Source organism: Flavobacterium anhuiense (assembly GCF_001705175.1).
Classification (GTDB): Bacteria; Bacteroidota; Bacteroidia; order Flavobacteriales; family Flavobacteriaceae; genus Flavobacterium; species Flavobacterium anhuiense.
Genome location: NZ_CP016907.1, coordinates 581,387 through 605,796 on the forward strand (window position 1 = coordinate 581,387; position 24,410 = coordinate 605,796).

The following is a 24,410-nucleotide window of genomic DNA, read 5'->3' on the forward strand; positions in this document are numbered from 1 at the left end:
ATTCCGCGGATTTTTTATCATACAAAAATAAATCTGCTCAATCTGCCAAATCTGCGAGAAAAAAATCTTTGCGCCCTTTTCGCGTAGTTCCTTACTCCCGATAGCTATCGGGATTGCCATTAAATTATTTCAAGCAATTTCTCAAAATACTAACCGGATGCTGCGCTTCACGCTTTGTTCCATCATAAATTTGATGACGGCAACTTGTTCCGGCAGCAGCAATTTTTACATTTTCCGCTGTATTACGCACTTTTGGAAATAAAATATCTTCTCCCATTTGCATGCTCACCTGATAATGCTCTTTTTCATAACCAAAAGAACCAGCCATTCCGCAGCAGCCCGAATTGTAAATCGTAACCGTGTTATTTTTAGGAAGATTCAGCATGGCAAAAGTAGCTTCAACAGAACTTAAAGATTTCTGGTGGCAATGTCCGTGAATTTTAATTTCTTTAGCTTCTTCAGAAAAAGAATCTGAAGTTATCTTTCCGTCTATGATTTCTTTTTTGAAGAATTCCTCGATTGTAAACGCATTTCTAGACAACTTTTCCGCAGCTTCTTTATCATCTGCTAAACGAAGATATTCGTCTCTAAAAGTCAAAATCGCAGAAGGTTCAATTCCGACCAAAGGCGCATTGGCTAAAACCAAATCTTTAAAAATATTTATGTTATGATTGGCAATTTTCTTCGCTTCTTCCAAAAATCCTTTTGAAAGATAGGTTCTTCCGCTTTCTTCATGATCTACAACCAAAACCTGATAACCTAATTTCGTCAATAATTCGAAAGCATCGATTCCGATATTTACGTCGTAATAATTCGTAAATTCATCTACAAACAGATACAATCTTCCGTTTGGAAAATCGGTTTGTGAAGGTTTATTGTTTTGATACCATTTTCTAAAAGTCTTTTTCGCTAATAATGGAACTTGTCTTTCTGGAGCAATTCCCATTGTTTTTTTTACCAATGACTGATTCGAAATAAAATTCGTTATCGACGGGAATTTACTTCCCATTTTATTCAATTTGGCATTGTTGGCAAAAATTTTATTTCGGGTCGAAAATCCGTTTGCTTTTTGGTATTGGTATAAAAATTCTGCTTTAAGAGTGGCAACGTCAACATTACTCGGACATTCGCTTGCACAGGCTTTACAGCTCACGCACAACTCAAAAACTTCGTATAATTCCTTTTGGTCAAATTTGTTTTCTTTTTCAGAGTACGTCAAATATTCGCGTAAAGCGTTTGCTCTTGCACGAGTCGTTTCTTTCTCATTTCTGGTCGCACGATAACTCGGACACATTGCTCCTCCTGCCGATGGCATTTTTCGACAATCGCCAGAACCGTTGCATTTTTCCGCAGCACGCAAAATCCCTAAACTGTCTGAGAAATCCTGAAATGTTTTAATATCCGGCTCTACTCTGCCCGAAACTACACGATGATTTTCGTCCATTTTCAAAGCGTTGACAATCTTCCCGATATTTAAAACCGAATTCGGGTCGAATGCCAGTTTTAATCTTTTCAGCAATTCGTAATTCTTATCGCCAATCATAAACGGAATAAACTCTCCGCGTACGATTCCGTCACCGTGTTCACCGCTTAACGAACCTCTATATTTTTTAACCAAATGCGCTACTTCTGTCGCAATGGTTCTGAATAATTTTAAGTCAGATGTTTTCTTCAAATTCAAAACAGGACGCAAGTGCAATTCTCCCGCACCCGCATGCGCATAATAAATCGCTTCCTGTCCGTGGCGTAACATCATCGCCGAAAATTCTGCAATATAAGCTGGTAAATCACTTAATTCTACTGCGGTATCTTCAATAGAATCGGCTGCTTTATCATCGCCTACAATACTTCCTAAAAGTCCGAGACCCGCTTTTCGCAATTCGTTTGCTTTTTCAATATCCGGACCGTAAATCTTTACGACCGCATAACCAAAATTGTTTTTTTCTAAATCGGCAATTAAAGCGTTTGCTTGATTTTCGGCATCTTCTAAAGTGTGTGAAGCCACTTCAAAAAGCATAATCGCTTTAGGTTCTCCAACCAAAAAGAAACGATTTTTAATGTGTTCGCGATTGGTTTTCGTACAATCCAAAATCGTGTCGTCGATCATTTCGCAAGTGTACAAATGATGCTTCATTGCCACCACAACAGATTCCAAAGACTCCTGAATCGTATGATAATGCGCCACAACCATAATACTATGAGGTGGCGGTAAATCGTCAACTTTTAAAGTTACTTCGGTTGTGAAGGCCAAAGTTCCTTCGCTTCCGCAAAGTAATTTTCCTAAGTTTATTGTTGGTTCAGTTCCGCCAAACAATTCAGATTTTAGTAGAATATCAACTGCATAACCTGTATTTCGTCTGTGAATTTCCGGTTTTGGAAACTCTTTTATAATTTCTTCCTGATTTTCTTTTACCGAAAGTTCGTCGTAAACGCTTTTGTAAATTTTATTTTCTAAAGAATCGCCTTTGGTTTTCTCAATAAATTCCGCCGAAGTCAATTCGCCAAAAGCAACTTCCGTTCCGTCACTCAAAATCGCTTTTACCTCAGCAATTTTATCGCGCGTCACACCGTATCGAATCGAAGTTGTTCCTGAAGAATTATTTCCCACCATTCCGCCAATCATCGCACGGTTTGATGTTGAAGTAATTGGAGCAAAAAATACACCGTGAGGTTTTAAATATAAATTCAATTCATCGCGAATAACACCTGGCTGAACGGTAACCGTTTTTTTCTCAGCATTATAACCTAATATCTTGGTAAAATGCTTCGAAACATCAACCACAAGTCCGTCACCAACAGCTTGTCCTGCCAATGAAGTTCCTGCAGTTCTTGGCGTAATCGAAATATTATGTTCTGCCGCAAAGCGAATTAACCTGCTGATATCTGCTGTAGATTTAGGCAAAGCCACCGCATTTGGCCGAATCCGATACACCGATGCATCTGTCGAATAAAGTGTTTTATGAAGATCATCGTATAAAAGTGTGCCTTCGAGTTCGCTGGCTAATTGCTCTAAATGAGATTGGGTCAACATGTTAAATGGTGCTTTTTCTTTAAAATAATTCCTCAAAAATTGAGACAACAAATATAAAGATATAGCAGTTTAAAATGTACAAAATGGCAATTTATCTAAACCTCAGCCTCACATTTTTATAAAATTAAAGTCGAATTCTATAAACGCTCACAATATCGAAATCGTAATTTTAAGAATTTACATTTTACGGCTTTATTATCATGGAAAATTTCGTTCAGGACGTCTTTAAACATTTAGAAAACTATTATTACAGCATTGTCGATCTTACGCCAAAATTTATTCTGGCGATTCTGGTCGTTTTAATTTCATGGTTTATTGCGAGCCGTGTTGGCCTTTTTGCTGGAAACCGACTGAAAGCCAAAATGCACGATCGCCTTTTGGCAGTTTTTATCGCCCGATTAATTAAATCGGTTTTAATTATTATCGGGATCTTGTTTATGTTCCGAATCATTGGTCTCGAAGGGGTTGCACAAAGCATGCTTGCTGGCGCTGGAATCTCAGCTTTCGTTATTGGTTTTGCGCTGAAAGATATTGGAGAAAATTTCCTTGCCGGAATTCTTCTCGCTTTCAAACGTCCGTTTTCTATTGGTGATATTATCGAAAGCAACGGCGTAAAAGGCGAAGTCATCAACCTCAACCTGCGCGATACCGAAGTAAAAAGCGATTCTAAAATCATTTATATCCCAAACGCGCTTCTTATAAAAAACACTTTAATTAATTACAATAGCGAAGGTTTTCTGCTCCAGACTTTCACAATCGGACTAGAATATGGCTCTGATTATACACGCGCCATCGAACTCGTAAAAGAAGTTCTAGGCAACAGCGAAGAGGTAACCGAAAAAGACCACGAAAACGCCGCCGTAATTACCGATGTCGCCGCTGCGGGTGTTATTCAGCTGAATGTTCGTTATTGGGTTAAAACTGCATCAACGATTCAAAATTCTGAATGCCGTTCTAAGATTATTGCAGCGGTTTTGAAGAAATTGAAGGAGAATGGGTTTGTGTTGAAATAAAGGTTCTGAGGTTCTGAGATGCTAAGGTTCTAAGTTTTTTTTAAACTGAATTGTCACCCTGAGCGGAGTCGAAGGCTTATGGAAACAAAAATTGACATAACAAATTTCCCCAATCTTGTCATTTCGACGGAAGGAGAAATCTTCGTATGCTGAGCACGCACTGTTGCGGAGTTACTTGCGAAGATTTCTCGTTCCTCGAAATGACAAACTGTATGGAAATCTCACTGAGTTTACCTTTTCTCAAAATATCGTTTTATATTTACTGCGCAGAGATGATTTACTGCGATTAGTTGGTTTTCAAGTAATAAAAAAAATATATTATTTTTCTTACTTTTTTGTTGTTTTTTTGATACTTTTACAATTCTTAAACTACAACATTAAGAAAGAAATAAGATTTGCCCTTGTATTATGTGTGCGGTATCGGAAACGACCGTAAGCGCTGTTGTAGGCGTTAGAAACACTAATCTACAAGGGTTTTTTACTTCTAAAACTACAACATTTATGAGTACCAACACAATTTCAAAACAAACCGAAATCAAGCTTTTGAATTTTTTCAACGACAGAATCGATCCTGTTGAAATGGCTAAAACATTAAGGCAGGTAAATTTTACGCTCGCTTTATGTGTTTTGAGCGAACATGAAACATTTCAAAGCGAAATCATCAAATTAAGAGACAGCTTTTATTGGCTCAATGAATTAGCAGAAACTTTAAATCCTTATTTGGAGGTGGAGTAGAATTTAAAAAGAAAAACCTCGATTTTTTAAGTCGAGGTTTTTTATTTCATTAATTAAGATTACAATTGTAATGGTCTTTCGAGTTATTTCAAACTAGCTTCAGAGAAGCGAAATATTTATAACCATTTTGATTCGTCGTCACAAAAGCTCCAGTGGAGCGACATATTTAAACACTAATATTCCATCTCTATTGATTTTTTGTTAATTCTTGTAAATAGAAACAATAAAATCTCTTTTTTCTAAATTTATACGCAAATAAATCCCATTTTAGCGTTTCCAAATTAATTGCGTTTTTAAGATTACTTGAAATGAATAAAAACATAAAAGCTCTCTACGAAATTGCTCAAAAAGAGACTCGAAAAATATTAGGTTTAATGTCAGGAACTTCTCTTGATGGACTCGATTTGGCTCTTTGTGAAGTTTCGGGCGAAGGCGGAAATACGGTTGTAAAAATACAACAATTTGAAACCATCGATTACGACGACGATATTAAAACCGAAATCAGAAAAGTATTTGCGCAGAAAACAATCGACTTTCAGCATTTGGTCTTATTAAACGAATGGATTGCAGATTTGCACGCTGGAATGATAAACGATTGTCTTGCTAAATGGAATATTCCCGCAAACGAAGTTGATTTGATTGCTTCGCACGGACAAACGGTTCTTCATGCTCCTAAATTTTTACATCAGCAGGAAAAATTTCCAAATGCTACTCTGCAAATTGGTGACGGCGATCATATTGCGGTAAAAACGGGAATTATCACACTTTCTGATTTCAGACAAAAACACGTTGCTGCAGGTGGCGAAGGCGCACCTTTGGCAGTTTACGGAGATTATTTGTTATTCAGCAAAAAAGGAGCAAACCGAATCATGCTCAACATGGGTGGCATCGCAAATTTCACTTATTTGCCTGCTTCACAAAATGCCGAGGAAGTTTTTGTAACCGATACTGGAACGGCCAATACTCTAATCGATATTTTTACCAAACAATTTTTCCCTGAAAAAAGTTTCGACAAAGATGCTGAAATCGCTAAAAGCGGCACTGTAAATCAGGAACTTTTAAGCGAATTAAAAAGTGATGCTTTCTTCCAGAAAAGCTTTCCAAAAACTATTGGTCAGGAATTGTTTAATCATGATTTTGTGAATTCGGCTTTGGTAAAATTAGGATTACAGAATATTTCGGCACCAGATTTGCTGGCCACTTTAACACGTCTGAGCGCAGAAACGATTGCCGAAGCGGTTTTGTTTGTTGTAGAAAATACTAAAACTCCAATCGAAGAGTTTACAGTTTATATGTCTGGCGGTGGCGCGAGAAATCCGTTAATGGTGAAGTGGTTGCAGGAATTATTGCCTTGTAAATTTGAAAAAAGCGACATTCTCGGAATTTCTGGCGATGCAAAAGAAGCGGTTTTATTTGCCGTTTTGGCGAATGAAACGGTTGCTGGCGGCAATTATAATTTTGGTTCACAAAAAGGAATTCCATCGGTAACCATGGGGAAAATTTCTTTCCCAGATTAAAAGATAGCCACGACTCGACCGAAGGGACAGACGAAGTAATTCACGAATTTATTTAAAAATCTATGCGGAAAAAACGTTAATTAATTAAACGAATTGTAATTACTTGGATTATATTTAATCTTTGGAAAAAAATAATTCGTGAATTCGTGGCGGAAAAAAACCAGCGTTATTAATTATAATCAGTTAAAAAAACTATTTTTGGTTTTTTGTTTAAAAAGATTGAAATGCATAAAAATCAGCACTTATTATACTCTATCATATTTTTACTTTTCTTTGGATGGAAATCTGTTTCTCAGGAAAAAATAATGCATCCTAAAAATGAATTTAGAGGTGTCTGGATTGCAACAGTTGTAAATATCGATTGGCCAAAAACAGCAACAGACAACGTAGAAAAAGAGAAAGCTGATTATCTTGAAATTTTAGAAGCCTACAAAAAACTAAATTATAACGCTGTAATTGTTCAGGTTCGAAGTGTGGGTGATGCTATCTATCCATCTGAATTTGCGCCTTGGTCACGCTTCTTGACTGGAAAAGAAGGTTTGGCCCCAAATCCGTATTACGATACTTTAGCTTGGATGATTGAGCAGGCGCACAACCGTGGATTTGAATTTCACGCTTGGTTAAATCCGTATCGTGCCACTTTCGACTTAAATAAAAATCTTCTAAGTCCAAATCATGATCTTTTTAAGCATCCAGAATGGATGATTGAATACGGCGGAAAATATTATTATGATCCTGCTTTGCCTGAAGTTCAGGCACATTTAACAAAAGTGGTGAAAGAAGTCGTTGATAAATATGATATCGACGCGATTCATTTTGACGATTATTTTTATCCGTACGCTGTTCCAGGAAAAGTTTTTAACGATTCTGCATCTTACAAAAAATATGGAGCAGGTTTAAGCCTCTCCGATTGGCGTCGTGCGAATGTGAGCAACTTTGTGCATGCGATTTCCAATACAATCAAAGAAAGCAAACCTTGGGTTCAATTTGGAATTAGTCCGTTTGGGGTTTGGCGAAACAAATATCAAGATCCAAGAGGTTCTGAAACACAATCTACTTCAAATTATGATGATTTGTACGCCGATCCGATGCTTTGGATGGATCAAAAATGGATCGATTATATTCTGCCGCAATTGTATTGGAGCATGAACAATACTAGAGCTTCTTATTCTAAATTGGTAAAATGGTGGTCGGAAAATGCTAATAACACAGCCATTTACATCGGGCATGCTACGTATAAAATTAGAGCTGACGGCGATAAAAACTGGAATTATATGACTGAAATTCCAAATCAGATTGATTTTTTAAGAACCTTTAAAAATGTTTCTGGAAGTGCTTATTTCAGTTCAAAATGGTTTATGGGCAAAAACTTTGATGTGGTTCGCCATTTAGAAGAAAATCAATATAAATATCCTGCACTTCCTGCAGCGGTTCCTAATTTAAAACATGTTATTATCGATACTCCAAAAGTTTTGGAGTACAGTAAAGACAGCATTAAATATAACTTTACATTCCAAAGTCCGCTAAATACAAAGGTTCGCTATATGGTGGTTTATGGAGGCGAACATATTTCGAAAATCGACATTAACGATGCGACAAAAATCATTGAAAAAGTTACCATAAAAGAAGTTGACGGCAAAATCAATTTTGCTATTGCTGCCGGCAAACTAAATCTTTACAAAGCCTGTGCGGTAACTTTTATTGATTATTATGCCAACGAAAGCACACCAACAGCTATAGACCTCAAAAAACCATTTAAAAACTATACACCAAATCAACCTAATGAAAACAGATAACAAACCTTGGTTCTGGATTCCGCTTCTAAACTTTGCATCTGGATTGCCTTATGCCATAATTATTTCGGTTTCGGTAATTATGTACAAAAATCTAGGAATTTCAAATGAAGACATCGGAGTTTATACCAGTTTATTATATCTTCCTTGGGTGGTAAAACCGCTTTGGAGCCCGCTTATTGAATTAATCGGAACCAAGAGAAAATGGTTTTTATGGATGCAGTTAATAATTTCAATTGCCTTTTTATTAGTCGGATTAACGATTCCCACAAACGGTTTCTTCATGATGTCATTAGCCATATTTTGGGTTGCTGCCTTTGCATCGGCTTCGAATGATATTGCGACTGACGGTTTCTATTTATTGGTTTTGCCAGAAGACAAACAATCTTTCTTTATCGGAATCAGAAGCACTTTCTACAGACTTTCTATGCTCGCAGGAAATGGTTTGGTAGTACTTTTTGCAGGATATTTGGAACATAAATATGGCGACAATACAAAAGCTTGGTCTTATACGATGATTTGTGTTGGTTTATTGATGACATTTATTACCGCTTACAATTTCATTTTTACACCAAAAAATGAAATTAATGCCGTTAAAACCGAAAAAGAAACTCCTCATCAAAACTTCGGAACTATATTTATCAGTTTCTTTAAGAAAAAACAAATCGGATTAATTCTGACTTTTATCTTGGTTTTCAGATTAGGAGAATCGCAATTGCTAAAAATGTTAAGTCCGTTTTTGCTTGATAAAAGAGAATTGGGCGGAATGGGATTAGACACCGAAGCTGTTGGAATTATTTATGGCACTTTGGGAATTTTTGCTCTTACCGTTGGGGGAATTTTAGGAGGTATTGCAATCTCTAAACACGGTCTTACGAAATGGATGCTTCCAATGTTTTTGGCAATGCACCTTCCTATACTTGGTTTTATTGGTTTAGCTCATTTTCAGCCACAAGAGCTTTTTCATCTTCATATAAATTTATATTTTTTCGAAATAAATTCTCCATTAAATCTTTATACTTGCATAACGGTTGTTCTTGAACAATTTGGTTATGGTTTTGGATTTACAGGTTTTATGATGTATTTAATACATGTTGCAGAAGGAGAATCAAAAACGGCACATTATGCACTTGCAACTGGTTTTATGGCATTAGGAATGATGCTTCCGGGAATGTTAAGCGGTTATATTCAGAAATTTTTAGGCTATCAAAACTTCTTTGTGTGGGTTTTAATAGCTACAATTCCAGGTCTTATTTTATCACGTTTTTTAATATTCCCAAAAGATTTTGGGAAGAAATCAGAAGAAGTTTAATCCCAAATCAAACTTTAACCTATGGAAATCAATGAGAATTTGCAGAACGAACGAAATCTGAAAGGATCAGAGTTCGAAAAAAACGGAAATCTTGAAAAAGCGATTGAGTTGTATGAAGAAAATGTTGCAGAAGGCTTTAAAGGAAACCATCCTTACGATCGATTAGCAACGATCTATAAAAATGAAAACGATCTGGACAATGAAATCCGGGTTTTAGAAAAAGCAATTGTGGTTTACGAAATCATCACAATTGAAGACCGATTGGAAGGATTGCCAAAACTTTTCCGTTTTAAAAACCGATTAGAAAAAGCTCTCGAAACCAAAAAACAATTGGCTAAACAAAAGAAAGCAAAGTTGAAATAATTTTCACCATTAAGACATTAAGTAATTTAAGCCAAGCTTTATGAACTTTCTTGTTGAAAAGAAGAAAATAAAGTAAAACTAAGGCGCTAAGCTTAATTTTCTTTTACCTCGAATAGATTAAGCAATTTAAGCCATAGCTTTATGAACTTAATGCCTTAATGGTAAAAAACAAGATACCTAAATTTATTTGACATGGTTACTTTAAAACGCACTAATTCAGACGATACCGATTTTATAAATCTGGTTGTTTTGTTAGATCAAGATTTAGCGATTCGAGATGGCGAAGATCATGCGTTTTATAATCAGTTTAATAAAACCGACAAAATAAAACATACAATCGTGTATTATGAAAATGGAATTCCTGTTGGCTGCGGCGCTTTTCGCGAAAAAGAACCAGATACGACAGAAATTAAACGAATGTACGTTCGTCCAGATCATAGAAAAAAAGGAATCGCTTCTGCCATTTTAGCAGCACTTGAAATCTGGGCAAAAGAAGTCGGTTATACTTATACGATTTTAGAAACCGGAAAAAACCAACCGGAAGCCATCAACTTATATCAAAAATTAAATTATAGCATAATTCCTAATTATCCTCCATACGAGAAAATGGATAATAGTGTTTGCATGAAAAAGACTTTATAATAATGAAAATTACCGCCGAAGCATTACGACAAAAAATAGGACAATTTTTCTTTCCAGCAGTATTCATCAATGATACTGAAGAAAATATTCAAGAAACCGAACGCCTTATAAAAGAACATAATATTGGCGGACTGACTTTTTTTCACAGCCGTGCGAGTGCTGCAACCAATTACGAAAGCAAGAAAAAAGTAGTTTTTAATGATGACAGCTATGATAAAATCAAAGCTTTGATCGTTCGTTATCAAAAAGCCGCTTCCACTCCACTTTTAATCAGTATTGATGCGGAATGGGGATTGGCCATGCGAATTGAAAAAACACCGCAATATCCGTATGCAATTACGCTTGGCGCTTTACCAGAAAACAAATCAAATTTAGTTTATGAAACTGGAAAACAAATTGGATTGGATTTAAAAGCAGCCGGAATTCAGTATAATTTATCGCCTTTGGCAGACATCAACAATAATCCAAATAATCCTGTTATTGGATACCGTTCTTTTGGTGAAAACAAACAAAAAGTAGCCGATTTTGCTATCGAATATTTAAAAGGAATGTCAGAAGTTGGCGTTTTAGGCTGTCTAAAACACTTCCCTGGACACGGAAATACTAATGTCGATTCGCATTTAGGATTGCCTGTTTTAAAACAAACTTTGGAAGAATTATTAGATAACGAATTATATCCATTCATTAAAGGAATCGAAAATAATGTTGATTCGATCATGATCGGACATTTATCGGTTCCGAGTTTAAATGACGGAAAAGATATCTCAGCAACCTTGTCAAAAGCAATCATTCAGGGTCTCTTACGTGATAAATTAGGTTATGATGGTTTAGTAATTTCTGACGCTTTAAACATGCACAGCGTTTCTAAATTGTACGAAACCAAAGGACAATTGGAATGGGAAGCTTTTAATGCTGGAAATGATATTTTATGTTTCGCCGAAAATGTTCCGGAAGGAATTGAAGCGATTTATAAAAATGCTTCGCCAGACCGTATTTTTGAAAGCTACAACAGAATTATGAAAGCCAAAGAAAAAGCTGGAGTTCTTTCTGGAAATATTGTTGCTTTGGGCGAATTAGATTTCGAAAAAACATCAAAAATAAACTTAGAAATCGCTCAAAATGCCGTTACTAAAATCATAGACAATTCTAGCGCAGAACTGGCTTTTGAGGCTCAGAAAAACAACAAATTAGTGAAACTGAGTTTATATAAAAATACTGAAAACACATTCTTCAAAACTATAAATACTAAACTCGATTCTCCAGAATTTGCTTTTGAAAATCTAGAAGTATCCAATATTTCATCTATCAAAAAAGAACTAGAAAATTTTGAAACGATTATCATTTCATTATTTGTTCCAAAAGCAAAACCACTGAATAATTTCGAAATTGACAACGAAGTTTTAGAACTGCTTTCTGAATTATTACAGACCAAAAAATGCATCGTTTTTGTTTTTGGAAATCCTTATGCATTGCCTTTAATTCCTAACCTGAAAAAAGCTTCAGGATTAATTCAGGCATATCAAGATTTTGAAGAATTCCAAAAAACAGCGGGAGTTCAATTTTTAGAAAAAAATATTTTCAACGGCGTTTTACCAGTAAATATTGATATTCAATAAGTTAAAATATTAAATAATCAAAATTTATCAACTTATAAATATTTATAATCACATCTTATTGTAAGAACCTGTACTTATGCCCTACTTTTGCACCAAATAAATTTTTAACGTAAAACGAATATTATGTCTTTAGTAGGAAAAAAATTCCCAAGTATTGCAGTAGATGCTATCTCAGAAATGGGTGACAATTTAAAAATCAACATTTTTGAAGAAGCAGTAAACAACAATAAAAAAGTACTTTTATTTTGGTACCCAAAAGATTTTACTTTTGTATGTCCAACTGAATTACACGCCTTTCAAGCTGCATTACCAGAATTCGAAAAAAGAAATACTATCGTAATTGGTGCTTCTTGCGATACTAACGAAGTTCACTTTGCTTGGTTAAATACTCCAAAAAACAATGGTGGAATCGAAGGTGTTACTTACCCAATCTTAGCTGATACAAACCGTAACTTAGCTAACATTTTAGGCATTCTTGATATCGAATCTACAAGCTACAGCGAAGATACAGATTCAGTTATCATCGAAGGTTCAAACGTAACTTACAGAGCTACTTACCTAATTGACGAGACTGGAAAAATTTTCCACGAAAGCGTAAACGATATGCCATTAGGACGTAACGTAAACGAATACTTAAGAATGGTTGACGCTTACACTCACATCCAAACTAAAGGTGAAGTTTGTCCTGCAAACTGGGAAGCTGGTAAAGAAGCTATGACTGCAGATAGATTAAGCACTGCTGAATACTTAAGCGCTAATTAAGCTGCTAAGATACTAAGGTTCTAAGTTGCTAAGTTTTTAAACTTAACTTTTTGAATCTTAAATACAATTCTACAATAAAAGTCAAGAGATTCTAAGATGAATCTTAGATCTTAGAATCTCAATGACTTAAAAAAATCAAAATAAATCCACACAAAGTTATTCGGTTCGAGAGCAAACTTAGCATCTTAGAACCTTAACAACTTAGTGTCTAAAAAATAAACTTATGTTAATCGACTTAAACGAAGATACGTTAGCAGATTTAGTTGCTAAAAACGAAAAAGTAGTAGTGCAATATTCAGCTTCATGGTGTGGAAATTGCCGTATTATGAAACCAAAATTCAAAAAATTAGCCACAGAAAATGAAGCTATCACTTTTGTTTTGGTTGATGCAGAAAATTCTCCTGAATCTAGAAAATTAGCTAATGTGAGCAACTTGCCAACATTTGCAACTTTCGTAAACGGACAATTAGTTGGCGAAACGCAAACTAACAAACAAGAAGTTTTAATCGATCTTGTAAACGCAATTGTTTAATTTTAGATCGTTAGACTAACTTAGATTTTTAGACTTCTTAGAAGTTGTCTACAAACTAAAAAAGGTCTAAGAAGTCTAGAATGTCTAAAAATCTAAGAAGTCTAAACTATGAAATTACCAGTAATTAAGCATTTAACACAATTCATTGAAGAAAACGATCAGGATTATATCATTGAAACGATCGAAGTTCTTGAAGCGATGACCGAAATTCCTTCTCTAAAAGACGAAGAATTAGATGTAATCGGTGAATTGATTTCAAATATGTATGGCGCCCTTGAAGTACAAAAATTAGTTGCTCAAGGAACAGACAAAAAAGAAGCTTTAAATACGTTCATGAAACGTGTTTTAGGTTCAATCGATAAGTAAATCGACCCCTTCCCAAGAATAAATAAAAAAACAAAGCTGAGAAAGCGTTTCTAATTTAGGGACGCTTTTTTTAGTTTACAGTGTTCAGTCGCAGTTTTCAAGCAATCTTTGTCAGGCTGAGCGGAGTCGAAGCCCACGTAAAGCAAATCAAAAATCTACATTCTAAAATTTAAAATAATTTGGGCGAGCCACCATCCCGATAAAAGGGCTAACTCACTTTGCGCATATACGCCCTTTTATCGGGATGGTGTCGGGCTATCCGCGCTACTTCGGTAGCCAGCTCCTATCCCTCTCGCGGATAAAAGGTTTCAAAAACGTTTCGATTTATCTAGATATTAAACACAAATCAATTGCCTCCAGCTTTAGCTGGAGGTAAGCAAACATGCGTTAAAAAGGCTTTAGCCAAACTTAAGCATTTGGCTAAAGCCCTTTACAGTCAATTATAAAACCTCCAGCTAAAGCTGGAGGCAACTAAAAGTTGCAATACTCAACTTAAACACACTTCTTTACTTTGACTTTGCTCAGCCTTACAGACATAATAAATCTAAAATCTATTCTCTAAAATCTAAAATTATTAGATAAATTGATGAATTCGTGGCTATCCAAAATCCATCCTTAATCTCTCCTTAAACCCTTAACAAATACTTTTAGATTCAAATATTAATCCTTACTTTTGAGCCTCATTAATTTTAAACAAAAATCATGGCATCTATCACATTAGGAGGAAATCCAGTTCATACATCAGGCGAATTACCAGCTGTTGGATCGCAATTAGCTGACTTCAAATTAGTACAAAACGATTTATCAGTTGCTTCATTAAGCAATTTCGCTGGTAAAAAATTAGTTTTAAATATTTTCCCAAGTGTTGATACAGGAACTTGTGCAGCATCTGTTAGAAAATTCAACGAAAGCGCTAGCGGATTAGAAAACACTACTGTTTTATGTATTTCTAGAGATTTACCTTTTGCTCAAAAACGTTTCTGCGGTGCTGAAGGCTTAGAAAATGTGGTAAACTTATCAGATTTCCAAACTGGTGCTTTTGGTAAAGCAAATGGATTAGAGATTGTTGACGGACCATTAGCAGGTCTACACTCAAGAGCGATCATTGTTGTTGATGCTAACGGAAAAGTCGTTCACACAGAACAAGTAGCAGAGATTGCAAACGAACCAAATTACGAAGCAGCTTTAGCAGCATTATAATATTTTCCTGTAAATGGAGTTTCAAAAAGATAATACATTTGTTACAGGCCGTTTAAAAAGCATGACTTATGCTTTTAACGGCGCTGTAAAATTAATTAAGACTGAACACAGCATTATGGTTCAATTTTCATTGGGAATCATAGTGACTATTTTAGGCTTTTATTTTCATATTTCACAAACCGAATGGCTTTGTCAAACCTTGGCAATCGGTTTAGTTTTAGCTGTCGAAGGATTAAATACAGCAGTTGAAAAAATTGCCGATTTTATTCATCCTGATTACAGCAAACGAATCGGATTTATTAAAGATATTGCTGCCGGAGCGGTATTTTTTGCCGCAATGACTGCAATTGCAATAGGCTTGATTATTTATATTCCAAAATTTATTTAGGCAAAGGAAAACGCAAGAATGGCAAAAAATAAAAAAGAAACTGTAGATAAAAAAAACGACAAACAAGAAGGAAATAAAAGATCTTTTAAAATATCTAAACAACAAAAATTTGTTTTAGGATGTCTTTTGGTTCTTTTTTCTATTGCACTATTAGTTGCATTTATTTCTTTTTATGTTAATGGACAATGGCAAAACGACCAAAGTGTTGTAGACCAACTTGGAGACCGCACTGAAGTTGCAGAGAACTGGCTCGGAAAATTCGGGGCTTATCTTGCCGATTTAATTATTTACAGAGGCTTCGGACTTGCCTCTTTCATTTTTGTACGTTTATTTTTCCTTACCGGAATGTTTTTAGCGCTAGAGCTTTCGACTCAAAAACTTAAAAACACTTGGTTCTGGGATATCTTTGCTATTATAGTAGTTTCCATCTTATTTGGTTTCTTTGCTACTTCTGCTCCAGAATTAGGAGGAACAATTGGTTATGAATTAAATTTATTCCTTCAAGATTATATCGGGAAAACAGGTACTTTGCTTACACTGCTTTTTGGTTTAATAGTCTATCTGATTTTCAAAATCAAATTATCACCAGAAAAAATTCAGTCGTATTTTGACTCTACTAAAAAAGAATTCAAATCGGAATTAGACACTTTAAAGCCAGCTGTAAATCAGCCAGAAAGTGCTTATAATCTGGAAGAATTTGCTATTGTGGAAGAACAACAAGAAGAAAACGACCCTGAATTAGACAACATCCACATCAAAACTGTCGATTCTCAATTTGAACTTAATAAAGAAGCTTTAAAACCGACAATCTCTCATCCTTCGGAAATTGATTTAAATCCAACTTTAAAACCAATTACTCCAAAACAAGAACTGCCATTAGTTAATCCTGATGAAGCTTTTGTAATTGAGAAGGCAGAAGAAGAGGATATTATTGAAGAAAATTTAGCTTCTCGTCTAGTTGCCGATTTCGGTTTATTTGATCCGACTTTGGATTTATCAAATTACAAATTCCCGACCATCGATTTATTAAAAGAATATTCGACTGGCGGAATTACAATTAATCAGGAAGAATTAGAAGAAAATAAAAACAGGATTGTAGATACGCTTCGTAACTACAAAATTGAAATTGCACAAATTAAGGCAACCGTTGGACCATCGGTTACTTTATATGAAATTGTGCCAGAAGCAGGAATCAGAATTTCTAAAATTAAGAGTTTAGAAGATGATATCGCTTTATCATTATCAGCACTTGGAATTCGTATTATTGCACCAATTCCAGGAAAAGGTACTATCGGTATTGAGGTTCCGAACAAAAACCCAACCATGGTTTCGATGAAAAGTGTTATTGGAGCAGCAAAGTTCCAAGAAGCAGAAATGGAATTGCCAATTGCATTAGGAAAAACCATTTCAAACGAAACTTTTGTTGTCGATCTTGCTAAAATGCCTCACTTACTGATGGCCGGAGCAACTGGACAAGGAAAATCTGTCGGATTAAATGCGGTTTTAACTTCACTTTTATACAAAAAGCATCCAGCAGAAGTAAAATTTGTTTTGGTCGATCCGAAAAAAGTAGAGCTTACGCTTTTCAATAAAATTGAAAGACATTATCTAGCCAAACTTCCCGACACAGAAGATGCTATTATTACTGATAATGCAAAAGTTGTGAACACTTTAAATTCGCTTTGCGTGGAGATGGATAATCGTTATTCTTTGCTAAAAGATGCGATGGTTCGTAATATTAAAGAATACAACGAAAAATTTAAGTCTAGAAAATTAAATCCAGAAGCTGGACATCGATTTTTGCCATACATTGTTTTGGTTGTCGATGAGTTTGCCGATTTGATTATGACCGCGGGAAAAGAAGTCGAAGTTCCGATTGCTCGTTTGGCTCAATTAGCCCGTGCTATTGGTATTCACTTGATTATCGCAACACAAAGACCGTCTGTAAACGTTATTACAGGTTTAATTAAAGCCAATTTCCCTGCCAGAATTGCGTTTAGAGTAACTTCGAAAATTGACTCTAGAACCATTTTGGATACTCAGGGAGCCGATCAGCTTATTGGACGCGGGGATTTATTATACACTAATGGAAACGACGTAATTCGTGTGCAATGTGCTTTCATCGACACTCCTGAAGTGGAAAAAATTACAGATTTTATTGGAGGACAAAAGGCATACGCTACAGCTTATTTGCTTCCAGAGTTTGTTGGAGAAGAAAGTGGCATCAATCTTGATATAGATATTTCCGAAAGAGATACTTTATTTAGAGAAGCGGCAGAGATTATTGTCAATGCACAGCAGGGTTCTGCTTCTTTATTGCAACGAAAATTAAAATTAGGATACAACAGGGCGGGTCGATTGATAGATCAACTTGAGGCAGCAGGTATTGTTGGTCCATTTGAAGGCAGTAAAGCACGTAGTGTGAACATCTTAGATTTAAATGCTCTTGATCAATTTTTTAATAATGAACAAAATTAATCCAATCATGAAAGCAAAAATTCAAGAAATCAACAACAATTCTATCACAAACATGACTAAAAAGTGTTTTCAAATGGCAATTATTTTGCTTTTGAGCTTCACTTCTATTCAGGCTCAAGATAAAAAAGCGAAAGATTTATTGAACGAAGTAACTTCTAAAATAAAAAGCTACGACAATATTGTTATCGATTTTAAATATTCTTTGAATAATGCCAAAGAAAATATCAATCAAGACAGTAAAGGAAACGTAACTATGAAAGGAAATCAATATGTTTTGAATTTCATGGGCGTTACTAAAATCTTTGACGGTCAAAAAACATACACTATTGTTCCTGAAGACGAAGAAGTTACCATTTCTAAAGTAAACGAGAAAGATGATAATGCAATTACTCCTTCAAAAATGCTTACTTTCTTCAATTCTGGCTACAAATACAACATGGACATCGTTCAGAATGTAAAAGGAAGAAAAATTCAATATATCAAATTAGTTCCAACTAGCGGAAAAGACCAAAGAAAAGAAATTTTGTTAGGTATTGACGTTCAGACAAAACACATTTACAATTTGATTGAAACTGGAAAAAACGGAACAAAAACAACTTTAACCGTTAATTCTTTTAAAACCAATCAGCCATTATCAAAAAATCAATTTACCTTTGTAGCGAGTAAATACCCGAAATACTACATCAATAAATTAGATTAATCAGAAGGTTGAAAATTCTAGACAAATACTTATTAAAAACATTCTTACTTACATTTACCACGGTATTTGTAATCTTATTTTTCATATTCATACTGCAAACAGTATGGCTATTTATATCAGAACTAGCAGGAAAAGATCTCGACTTAATTTTGGTCGTGAAATTCCTGCTTTTTTCTATGCCGCGTATTATTCCGTTGGTTTTACCGCTTTCGGTTCTATTAGCATCCATCATGACTTTCGGAAATCTAGCCGAGAACTATGAATTCGCAGCCATGAAATCTTCGGGAATCTCCCTGCAAAGAGCAATGAGAGTATTGATTATTTTTATTTTCGTTTTAAGTATTGTTGCTTTTTGGTTTGCCAACAATGTGATTCCGTATGCCGAATACAAGTTTGTCAACTTTAGAAAAAACATTGCTCAAGCCAAGCCAGCTATGGCTATTGCTGAGGGTCAATTTAATGATGTGGGCACTTACAATATTAAAGTAAACAAAAAATCTGGAGAAAACGGCAATCATTTAACTGGTGTGACGATCCATGAGAAAGCGAATAATATGGGTGAAAATAAAACCGTAATTAAAGCCAAAACTGGTGAACTTGTCAGCAACGAGAAATCTAGCATATTAAAACTAGTTTTGAATGACGGCTACTACTACCAAGATGTCACTCCAAAAAAATATGAGGATCGTGCTAAAATGCCTTTTATAAAAGGAAAATTTAAGACACAGATTATTAATATCGATTTATCTGAATTAAACAAAGTTGATGATAGTAAAGAAAGTATTGCAGGAACAAATGCCATGCTAAATGTTAATGAGCTACGCTACACTTTGGACTCGTTGAGCAAAAATTTAGACAACGAAATTGTTTCTTTTTCTGAAAATATCAATCAGCGAGTTGGAATTAAAAAATTCCCTCAAAATTCTCAAAAAGACATCAAGAAAAAACCGATTCCGAACGATGTTTTATCTATTTACTCTAATAAAGATAAAGTAGATATTTTAAAAATGGCAGGAAGCAATATTACCAGCAATATTTATTCTATCGAAACTACGCAGAAGGATTTAAAAGACAAAGAACGAGAGATCAACAAACATTATAATGCGTTATACGAAAAATTTGTTATTGCTTTTGCTTGTTTCTTAATGTTCTTTATTGGGGCTCCGCTTGGTGCGATTATTAGAAAAGGAGGACTTGGGCTTCCTATTGTATTCGCGGTTTTAATCTTTATTACTTTCCATTTCATCAATACATTCGGAAAAAGATTATCTCAAGAAGGCGGAATGACTCCGTTTATGGGATCGTGGATGTCGTCTTTTATACTCTCTCCTCTAGCAATTTTATTAACCTATCGTGCTACAAACGACAACGGTTTAATTAATTTTGATGCGATTACAACTCCGATTTCACAACTAATTCAGAAAATCTCTGAGCGGTTTTTACCTGCTCAAAAGCAAAAATAATTATGTCAACAACAAAAATACAACTGAATACCATTGAAGAAGCTATAGAAGATATTCGTCAAGGTAAAGTAATCATTGTAGTCGATGATGAAGATCGTGAAAATGAAGGTGATTTTTTGGCTGCTGCCGAAAAAGTAACTCCAGAAATGATCAACTTTATGGCTACCCATGGACGCGGTTTAATTTGTACACCACTTACAGAAAGCCGATGCAAGGAACTGGATCTTCGCGCAATGGTAACCAACAATACAGATCATATGGAAACAGCTTTTACGGTTTCTGTTGATTTGAAAGGACAAGGCGTTACAACTGGAATTTCTGCCGCTGATAGATCAAAAACAGTTCAGTCATTAGTTGATCCAAATACAAAACCTCATGATTTAGCTCGTCCTGGTCATATTTTCCCTTTAATTGCCAAACAAGGCGGAGTTTTGAGAAGAACAGGCCATACTGAAGCTGCAATCGATTTTGCGCGTCTAGCTGGATTTAAACCTGCAGGGGTAATATGCGAAATTTTAAACGAAGATGGAACAATGTCTCGTCTGCCAGAATTAGTTAAAGTAGCTAAAAAATTCGACTTGAAATTAGTTTCTATTGAAGATTTGGTTGCTTATAGAATGCAGCACGATAGCTTAATCGTTAAAAAAGAAGATTTCGACATCGAAACTCGTTTTGGAACTTTTCGTTTAAGAGCTTACGAACAAACAACAAACAAACAAATTCATATCGCTTTAACGAAAGGAACTTGGAATCTTGGCGAACCAATTTTGACCAGAATACACTCTTCTCAAGTGAATAACGATTTATTAGGAACTTTAACTAATAATGCTGAACAGCAGTTAGATGATATGTTTAAAGTGATTAATGAAAACGGAAAAGGCGCTGTTATCTTTATCAATCAAGACATGACGGCTGTTAACCTTTTAAACAGAATTTCTGAGCTAAAGTCATTGCAAGCTAACGGAACTTTAAAAGCTCCTAAGGTTATTATTGACAGTAAAGATTACGGTATCGGAGCTCAAATTCTTCATGATATAGATATTTCTAAAATCAGATTGGTTTCGAACACAGAACAAACAAAACGCGTTGGTATGATTGGATACGGACTTGAAATTACAGAATACGTTAATTACTAATATGGGAACAGTAGAAGAAAGAATTCAAAAATCAGAAACTCGTATTTTTAAAGCCGTTTTTCCTAGTACAACAAATCATTACGATACTTTATTTGGTGGAACTGCTCTTCATTTAATGGATGAAGTTGCTTTTATCTGCGCTACACGTTTTAGCCGTAAAAAAGTAGTTACGATTTCTACAGGCCAAATTGATTTCAAAAAAGCAATTCCCGCAGGAACTTTAATCGAATTAGTAGCAAAAGTGGATAGCGTTGGAAGAACCAGCTGTAAAATTCATGTCGATATTTTTATGGAACAAATGTATACTGAACTTCGAGAAACGGTAGTTTCAGGAACTTTTTCGTTTGTTGCTGTCGACGAACATAAAAAACCAACGCCAATTTTAGACGATTTAGATTAATTTTTTAAAAAATATCACTTTCGGAAATACTGATAATTAGACACTTGAAAATTATCTTAAAAAACTTCAAAAAAAAGTCCGAAAAAAATTTTTATAACCGAAAAACCGTCTTATATTTGCACCCGCAATCAGGTAATGAGAGCGACATACTGGAGAAATGGCAGAGCGGTCGAATGCGGCAGTCTTGAAAACTGTTGACTGTAACAGGTCCGGGGGTTCGAATCCCTCTTTCTCCGCTGACTTTTAAAACCCTTAACTTTGTTAAGGGTTTTTATTTTTTATAGCATATTTTTTTTTAGAAATAGTTCAAAAAAAATTTTCACAATTCAAAAAACAACTTATCTTTGCACTCGCAATCAGAAAATGATAGCGACATACTGGAGAAATGGCAGAGCGGTCGAATGCGGCAGTCTTGAAAACTGTTGACTGTAACAGGTCCGGGGGTTCGAATCCCTCTTTCTCCGCTGAGAGCTTAAAAAGAGACTTTTCAAAGTTTACAAAAAAGACTAAAATTCACGGAAAACCCTGCAAATTAGAAAATTTACAGGGTTTCTTCTTTTATTCCGCTTTTCAATATTTTCAAAACCGCACAGAAATTTCGTGGGAGAATCACGGCACAAAATCGCGATTGAAAAATGAACAAAACCAACGATACTGAACTTTGGTTCGAATCTGCAGTGAGTTCGGAAATATTCAACTCAAAATTTGGTTTATTTCACAAACAAGTTTCGAATAACATACTGATATCCAGAAACTTGAGGTAACAAAATCTAAACAAAATAATTATATTCGCGCCAAAACAGCAACGTCCCTGCCAGTTAAACCCTCTAAATCTTGTTTTTAACATTACCTTTTTCGAATCTAATTATCAATTTTTCGTTTTGGTTATGACAATCCTCATTTAAGCAACGCCATTATCTCTATTTGGAACCAACTTTGCCGTTATATTTATACGATTAAAAAATGGAAAATAAACAGAAAGAAAAAGTTTGGTTCATTACAGGATCTTCAAGAGGTTTTGGAAAAATATGGACAGAAGCCGCCCTGAAACGCGGAGACAAAGTCGCAGCTACAGCACGCAACATCAATAGCATTGCCACATTAAAAGAAATGTATGGCGATCAGGTTTTGGTTCTTGAAGTGGATGTAACCAATGCCTCGCAAGTGCAGAATGCCATCAGTGAGGCCAATAGATATTTTGGAAGATTAGATATTGTGTTCAATAATGCAGGATATTCTCTGGTGGGCACCATCGAAGAGAGCAGCACCGATGAGATAAAGGCCATGTACGAAACCAATATTATGGGAGCTATCCATATAATTCAGGCGGCATTGCCTATACTGCGGGCTCAAGGTTATGGCCATATTTTGGGGACATCCAGCGCCGTTGGCATTTATAGCAATCCTCTTATTGGTTATTACTGTTCTTCAAAATTTGCGTTTGAAGCTATCTATGATAGTTTATCGAAAGAAGTTGCCACATTTGGCATCAAAGTAACGCTGATTGAACCTGGGGCATACAGCACTGAATTTGGCAGTGCCGAATCGCTAAAAATAGCCAGCAAAAAAATAGCGGATTATGATGATTTAAAAAGCAGGTTGATTGAAAATTTACAAAAGCTGGAACGAGGAAATCCTATTGCCACTCCCGAGGCTATATTTGCAGTTGTAGATGCTGAAAATCCACCATTGAGATTGCTTTTGGGTAAAAATGATTTGCCATATATTCAACAAACCTATGCTGAACGTCTTCAGGAATGGGAAACTTGGAAAACTGTTTCAGAAGCAGCTCAAGGCTAATCCCATCTATGATGTTTTTGACGTGCTTTTATTCGCTTTTTTTCTAGGGAAAAAGCGAATATTGCTTAACTTGTATTCTAGAATTTTTATAACATGGTTTCAAAAAAAAAGAATCAATCCATAAAAAGATTCAATACGCTGGCTGACGTAATGGAGACATCTGGTTTTCCGCCTCCAAAGCACCCTTTAATCGTTTTGCTAAACGGAGTGGACAAGCCGCTTAAAGGCCATGCGCCTAAAAAATCGCACGTGTTGAATTATTATAAAATAGCTTTTAAACCAAATGCCGGAGGAGAGTTGATGTACGGCAAGACTAAATTTGATTTTAAAGAGGGAGGTTTGTTTTTTGTAGCTCCACAGCAAATTCTATCTTCAATAGAAGATAATGATAAAGAGGAAACTGCACAACAAAAAATACTTAGTCCGCAGATCACACTGCTTATAGATCCTGATTTTTTACTGCAATACCCATTGGCACAAAAGATCCATCAGTATACCTTTTTCTCTTATGCTGCCAATGAAGCGCTTCACCTTTCGACAAAAGAAAAAGAAACCATTCTATCGCTCTTCAGAAATATTGAAGAAGAGCTTGAAAACCGTATAGACGAAATGAGCCATAATGTGATCATATCTCAAATTGAACTATTACTAAACTATGCACAACGTTTTTATAATAGGCAGTTTCTTACGAGAAAACAAAACTATTCTAGTCTTACCGATCGTATTGATCAGTTGCTGGAGGATTATTTTAATAGTGATAAGGCCTTGAATGCTGGAGTTCCAACCGTTAATTATTTAGCTGATCAGCTGCATATGTCAGCAAGTTATTTAAGTGATCTATTAAGAAAACTTACCGGGCAAAACACCCAACAAATTATTCATGATAAAATGATTTATCGTGCTAAAAATAAGTTATCTGCTACAGCTCTCAGCATTTCTGAAATTGCATTTGAATTAGGTTTTGAACAGCCTCAATCCTTTAGCAGATTATTTAAATTAAAAACCAAACAGAGCCCACAACAATATAGAGCTCAATTCAATTAATTTTTACAATTTGCTCATTTCAGTAATTTTTTTTTAAAGGAGTGTTGTGACAGCGTACGTTTACCGGAAATCTATACTGGCAAAAGCTTTAGGAATTTCCTATCTTCCATTTTTACATA

21 protein-coding genes and 2 tRNA genes are annotated in these 24,410 nt (G+C 35.2%); 22 read left to right on the forward strand and 1 reads right to left on the reverse strand.

What is annotated here, in order from left to right:
• Positions 1-124: 124 nt before the first annotated feature.
• Entirely contained in the window at positions 125-3,031 is a 2,907-nt protein-coding gene (locus BB050_RS02510; RefSeq protein ID WP_066032489.1) for an FAD-binding and (Fe-S)-binding domain-containing protein, read from the reverse strand.
• Between the two features lie 200 nt (positions 3,032-3,231).
• On the opposite strand from BB050_RS02510, the gene BB050_RS02515 reads away from it, so the two are divergent.
• The 22 genes from BB050_RS02515 to BB050_RS02620 all read left to right on the forward strand — a co-directional run bounded on the left by BB050_RS02515 (position 3,232) and on the right by BB050_RS02620 (position 24,291).
• A complete protein-coding gene (locus BB050_RS02515; RefSeq protein ID WP_066032490.1) occupies positions 3,232-4,044 on the forward strand; it encodes a mechanosensitive ion channel family protein in 813 nt (270 codons plus the stop codon).
• 501 nt (positions 4,045-4,545) lie between these two features.
• Positions 4,546-4,779, forward strand: coding sequence for a hypothetical protein (locus tag BB050_RS02520; RefSeq protein ID WP_066035086.1), 234 nt, complete (start codon positions 4,546-4,548; stop codon positions 4,777-4,779).
• Positions 4,780-5,087: 308 nt separating this feature from the next.
• Positions 5,088-6,296 (forward strand): anhydro-N-acetylmuramic acid kinase, encoded by a 1,209-nt coding sequence (locus BB050_RS02525; protein WP_066032491.1) that lies wholly within the window; start codon positions 5,088-5,090, stop codon positions 6,294-6,296.
• Between the two features lie 224 nt (positions 6,297-6,520).
• Positions 6,521-8,092 carry a glycoside hydrolase family 10-like protein gene (locus BB050_RS02530; protein ID WP_066032492.1) on the forward strand — a complete coding sequence of 524 codons (1,572 nt, stop codon included), beginning with the start codon at positions 6,521-6,523 and terminating at the stop codon, positions 8,090-8,092.
• Positions 8,079-9,401: an MFS transporter gene (locus tag BB050_RS02535; protein ID WP_008462038.1), complete on the forward strand. Its 1,323-nt coding sequence runs from the start codon at positions 8,079-8,081 to the stop codon at positions 9,399-9,401. Before BB050_RS02530 ends, BB050_RS02535 begins: the two co-directional genes overlap by 14 nt.
• Positions 9,402-9,422: 21 nt before the next feature.
• Positions 9,423-9,764 (forward strand): tetratricopeptide repeat protein, encoded by a 342-nt coding sequence (locus BB050_RS02540; RefSeq protein WP_008462036.1) that lies wholly within the window; start codon positions 9,423-9,425, stop codon positions 9,762-9,764.
• Positions 9,765-9,956: 192 nt separating this feature from the next.
• Entirely contained in the window at positions 9,957-10,406 is a 450-nt protein-coding gene (locus tag BB050_RS02545; RefSeq protein WP_066032493.1) for a GNAT family N-acetyltransferase, read from the forward strand.
• A 2-nt stretch (positions 10,407-10,408) separates the two neighbouring features.
• On the forward strand, positions 10,409-12,022 hold the full coding sequence (locus tag BB050_RS02550; RefSeq protein WP_066032494.1) for a glycoside hydrolase family 3 protein: 1,614 nt from the start codon (positions 10,409-10,411) through the stop codon (positions 12,020-12,022).
• Positions 12,023-12,145: 123 nt separating this feature from the next.
• Positions 12,146-12,784, forward strand: coding sequence for a peroxiredoxin (locus tag BB050_RS02555; protein WP_008462031.1), 639 nt, complete (start codon positions 12,146-12,148; stop codon positions 12,782-12,784).
• A 223-nt stretch (positions 12,785-13,007) separates the two neighbouring features.
• Positions 13,008-13,316 carry a thioredoxin family protein gene (locus tag BB050_RS02560; RefSeq protein WP_008462030.1) on the forward strand — a complete coding sequence of 103 codons (309 nt, stop codon included), beginning with the start codon at positions 13,008-13,010 and terminating at the stop codon, positions 13,314-13,316.
• A gap of 108 nt (positions 13,317-13,424) precedes the next feature.
• On the forward strand, positions 13,425-13,682 hold the full coding sequence (locus BB050_RS02565; RefSeq protein WP_008462029.1) for a DUF6952 family protein: 258 nt from the start codon (positions 13,425-13,427) through the stop codon (positions 13,680-13,682).
• A gap of 702 nt (positions 13,683-14,384) precedes the next feature.
• Positions 14,385-14,882 carry a thiol peroxidase gene (gene tpx, locus BB050_RS02570; protein ID WP_066032495.1) on the forward strand — a complete coding sequence of 166 codons (498 nt, stop codon included), beginning with the start codon at positions 14,385-14,387 and terminating at the stop codon, positions 14,880-14,882.
• Positions 14,883-14,895: 13 nt separating this feature from the next.
• A complete protein-coding gene (locus tag BB050_RS02575) occupies positions 14,896-15,270 on the forward strand; it encodes a diacylglycerol kinase family protein (RefSeq protein WP_008462024.1) in 375 nt (124 codons plus the stop codon).
• 18 nt (positions 15,271-15,288) lie between these two features.
• Positions 15,289-17,748, forward strand: coding sequence for a DNA translocase FtsK (locus tag BB050_RS02580; RefSeq protein WP_066032496.1), 2,460 nt, complete (start codon positions 15,289-15,291; stop codon positions 17,746-17,748).
• Positions 17,749-17,821: 73 nt separating this feature from the next.
• Complete coding sequence (gene lolA1, locus BB050_RS02585; RefSeq protein WP_472342905.1) at positions 17,822-18,448, forward strand: outer membrane lipoprotein periplasmic chaperone LolA1; 627 nt, start codon at positions 17,822-17,824, stop codon at positions 18,446-18,448.
• A gap of 8 nt (positions 18,449-18,456) precedes the next feature.
• On the forward strand, positions 18,457-19,911 hold the full coding sequence (locus tag BB050_RS02590; protein ID WP_066032497.1) for an LptF/LptG family permease: 1,455 nt from the start codon (positions 18,457-18,459) through the stop codon (positions 19,909-19,911).
• 2 nt (positions 19,912-19,913) lie between these two features.
• Complete coding sequence (gene ribB, locus BB050_RS02595) at positions 19,914-21,047, forward strand: 3,4-dihydroxy-2-butanone-4-phosphate synthase (RefSeq protein ID WP_008462014.1); 1,134 nt, start codon at positions 19,914-19,916, stop codon at positions 21,045-21,047.
• A gap of 1 nt (position 21,048) precedes the next feature.
• Entirely contained in the window at positions 21,049-21,447 is a 399-nt protein-coding gene (locus BB050_RS02600) for an acyl-CoA thioesterase (protein WP_008462012.1), read from the forward strand.
• Between the two features lie 151 nt (positions 21,448-21,598).
• A tRNA-Ser gene (locus BB050_RS02605) sits at positions 21,599-21,683 on the forward strand.
• 143 nt (positions 21,684-21,826) lie between these two features.
• Positions 21,827-21,911, forward strand: a tRNA-Ser gene (locus BB050_RS02610).
• A gap of 499 nt (positions 21,912-22,410) precedes the next feature.
• Positions 22,411-23,247, forward strand: a complete 837-nt coding sequence (locus BB050_RS02615) for an SDR family NAD(P)-dependent oxidoreductase (protein ID WP_008462003.1) — start codon at positions 22,411-22,413, stop codon at positions 23,245-23,247.
• A 93-nt stretch (positions 23,248-23,340) separates the two neighbouring features.
• Positions 23,341-24,291 carry a helix-turn-helix domain-containing protein gene (locus tag BB050_RS02620; RefSeq protein WP_066032498.1) on the forward strand — a complete coding sequence of 317 codons (951 nt, stop codon included), beginning with the start codon at positions 23,341-23,343 and terminating at the stop codon, positions 24,289-24,291.
• Positions 24,292-24,410: the final 119 nt, after the last annotated feature.